This is a genomic window from Nocardioides sp. (assembly GCF_050699375.1).
In the GTDB taxonomy this organism is placed as follows: Bacteria; Actinomycetota; Actinomycetes; order Propionibacteriales; family Nocardioidaceae; genus Nocardioides.
Window position 1 is genome coordinate 1 of sequence record NZ_JBOHDN010000271.1, and the last position, 3,049, is coordinate 3,049.

Sequence of the window (3,049 nt, forward strand, 5' to 3'; positions counted from 1 at the left end):
TCGAGGTCGACTGCATGCTGTGCGGCAGTGGCGAAGTCGTTGTCGTCATGAACGACCGTCAAGCGGTGGTAGGAAGCGGTTGCGCAGATCATCAGATCGACTACGGAGAGGGCGCGGTGCGCGCTGACCGTGACCAGCCGGTTCTGCAGCCCCTCGATCCAGCGCCACATCCCCTTCGGATGCGGGACGTCCGGGTACAAGCCGCTGAACATGAGCGCCATCTGGTCGTAGTGTCGCGGGCTCTGCGCCGACCGCATGAACTCGCTGCGCTGGCCCGCGCACGAGCCGACCTCGCCCGTGTCAATCGAATCTGACCAGAGGGCCCCGACAGACGGCTCGCGTTCGATACGCCACAACGCAGAGGAATCGGCTAGGAACGCGACTGCCATCGACTCCGCGCATCTTTCTCGGCGTCGCGATAATCCGACCAGCCCTCGTAGTCCCATTCCTTGGACCACTCGTGGACACGCTCGCGCAGCTTGGAACGTCGCTGCCGGGCGGCGACCTCACGCAGGGCGTAGTTGACCGCATCCTTCTTCGTACGAAGCTGCGCGACACGCATGACCTCAGCGAGCGCCTCGTCGTCGAGGTCGATCTGGGTGATCGCCATCCCAACCACCTCCATGTTGACGATGTTGCCATGAAGCATACATCGCCAAGGTAACCGCCCAGTCTCGATGGCGGTTCCCCACACGAAGGGAGGTTCCCCACGCACCGGCGCCTGGGCGACCTCCCCTGGCGTGGGGAAGTTGGGCGCAGCAGTCGCCGTCAGTGGCGCACAGCGTTGGAACGGTCGCGCTCGTTGAGCACCCGCCAGCCGTCGTAGTCCCAGGTCCGGGCCAGCTTCTGGGCATGCTTGGGAGCTTCGCCCTCATGGTTGCGCAGGACGAGCTCACGTACGGCGAACTCGACCGCCTCCTGGGGCGTGGTGGCACCGGAGATCCGCTGGACCTCCGCGAGCAGCTCGGTGTCGATCTCGATCTGGGTGACAGCCATCTTCAAGCACCTCCATATGAGTTGAACCGGTGACTCCGAAACGTACTGGTCTACACAGCCAATGTACGCCGGGAGGCGGCATTTGGAAGGGGACGACTGTCCCGACTTCGGTCTAACCGGCGAGCCCGATGTCGCACTCGCACATGGATTCGAGACAATGCCCCTTATGGCACGTGGCAAGACGAAGCAGGACGTCCCCGACGACTTCGAGGAGCACATCCTCGACACCGACATCGGCGACGAGATGCGGTCCTCATTCCTGGAGTACTCCTACTCCGTCATCTACTCGCGGGCGCTGCCCGACGCCCGCGACGGTCTCAAGCCCGTGCAGCGCCGGATCCTCTACACGATGAACGACATGGGCGTACGCCCTGACCGCGGTCACGTGAAGTGTGCGCGCATCGTCGGTGAGGTGATGGGAAAGCTGCACCCGCACGGCGACGGCGCCATCTATGACGCCCTGGTCCGGATGGCACAGCACTGGGCGATGCGGCTGCCGATGATCGACGGCCACGGCAACTTCGGCTCCCCCGGCGGCGACGACCCGGCGGCCGCGATGCGTTACACCGAGGCCCGGATGGGCCCGGCAGCGCAGGCGATGACCGATGACATCAAGGAAGACACCGTCGACTTCCGGCCCAACTACGACTCGCGCGAGCTGGAGCCGAGCGTGCTCCCCGCCGCGATCCCCAACCTGCTGGTCAACGGTGCCACCGGCATCGCGGTCGGTATGGCGACCAACATGGCCCCGCACAACCTGGTCGAGGTCATCTCCGCCGCGCGCCACCTGATCAAGCACCCCGGCGCCGAGCTCGACACGCTGATGAAGTTCATCCCCGGACCCGACCTCCCCACCGGCGGCACCATCGTCGGGCTGGACGGGATCAAGGATGCGTACGAGACGGGGCGAGGCTCCTTCAAGATCCGCGCCACCACGCGGATCGAGCCGTTCGGCCGCCGCAAGGGCATCGTGATCACCGAGCTGCCCTTCAACATCGGCACCGAGAAGATCATCGAGCGCGTCAAGGTGCTGGTGCAGTCCAAGAAGATCCAGGGCATCGCCGACCTCAAGGACCTCACCGACCGCGAGCACGGCACCCGGCTGGTGATCGAGATCAAGAACGGCTTCGTCCCCGAGGCCGTCCTCGAGCAGCTCTACAAGATGACCCCGCTCGAGGACTCCTTCGGCATCAACAACGTCGCGCTCGTCGACGGCCAGCCGCGTACGCTCGGCCTCAAGGAGCTGCTCGAGGTCTTCCTGGGGCACCGCTACGAGGTCGTACGCCGCCGCAGCCAGTTCCGTCGCGACAAGGCCGCCGACCGACTGCACCTGGTCGACGGGCTCCTGATCGCGATCCTCGACATCGACGAGGTCATCCAGCTGATCCGCTCCTCCGAGAACGCCGGGGAGGCCAAGGAACGGCTGATGTCCGTCTTCGACCTGAGCCAGGCCCAGGCGGAGTACATCCTCGACATGGCGCTGCGCCGGCTCACCAAGTTCTCCAAGATCGAGCTGGAGAAGGAGCGCGACGACCTGCGCGCGACGATCGAGTACCTCGACTCGATCCTCAACGACGACGACCTGCTCCGCAAGGTCGTCTCCGACGAGCTGGGCGAGGTGGCCAAGACGTTCGGTACGCCGCGCCGCACCGTCCTGCTCGCCTCCGCCGGCACCCCCGCACTGGAGGCGATGAACCTCGAGGTCGCCGACGACCCGTGCTTCGCGCTGCTCTCCTCGACCGGGCTGCTGGCGCGCTCCTCGGACGCGGAGCCGTTCCAGACCGGCTCCGCGCGCGCCAACCATGACGCGATCGCCTCGATGGTCCCCGCGACCGTGCGTGGCCAGATCGGCGTGCTCACCTCCCAGGGACGCCTCGTACGTCTCGGTGTTCTCGACCTGCCGGCGATGCCGCCGACCGCGGGCGACCCGAACCTGTCCGGTGGGCTGCCGCTCTCCGCGCTGCTCTCCCTGGAGTCCAACGAGAAGGCGCTCGCGCTGACGACGCTGGCCACCGAGGGCCCCGGGATCGCGCTCGGCACCAAGCTCGGTGTC

At 66.3% G+C, this 3,049-nt stretch carries 4 protein-coding genes; 1 reads left to right on the top strand and 3 read right to left on the bottom strand.

The genetic code is table 11. The annotated features are described in order from the left end of the window. From ACRDPS_RS19545 to ACRDPS_RS19555, 3 genes are all read right to left on the bottom strand, one after another. On the bottom strand, nucleotides 1–389 hold a 389-nt coding region (locus ACRDPS_RS19545; protein ID WP_431503327.1), incomplete at its 3' end, for a PIN domain-containing protein. Continuing rightward, nucleotides 371–649, bottom strand: a complete 279-nt coding sequence (locus ACRDPS_RS19550) for a type II toxin-antitoxin system VapB family antitoxin (protein WP_431503328.1) — start codon at nucleotides 647–649, stop codon at nucleotides 371–373. The genes ACRDPS_RS19550 and ACRDPS_RS19545, both read right to left, overlap by 19 nt. 119 nt (nucleotides 650–768) lie before the next feature. After that, complete coding sequence (locus ACRDPS_RS19555) at nucleotides 769–996, bottom strand: type II toxin-antitoxin system VapB family antitoxin (RefSeq protein WP_431503329.1); 228 nt, start codon at nucleotides 994–996, stop codon at nucleotides 769–771. Between the two features lie 166 nt (nucleotides 997–1,162). Between ACRDPS_RS19555 and ACRDPS_RS19560 the strand changes: the two genes are divergently transcribed. Next, nucleotides 1,163–3,049 (top strand): DNA gyrase/topoisomerase IV subunit A (locus ACRDPS_RS19560; protein ID WP_431503330.1); only part of this gene is annotated, 1,887 nt, incomplete at its 3' end.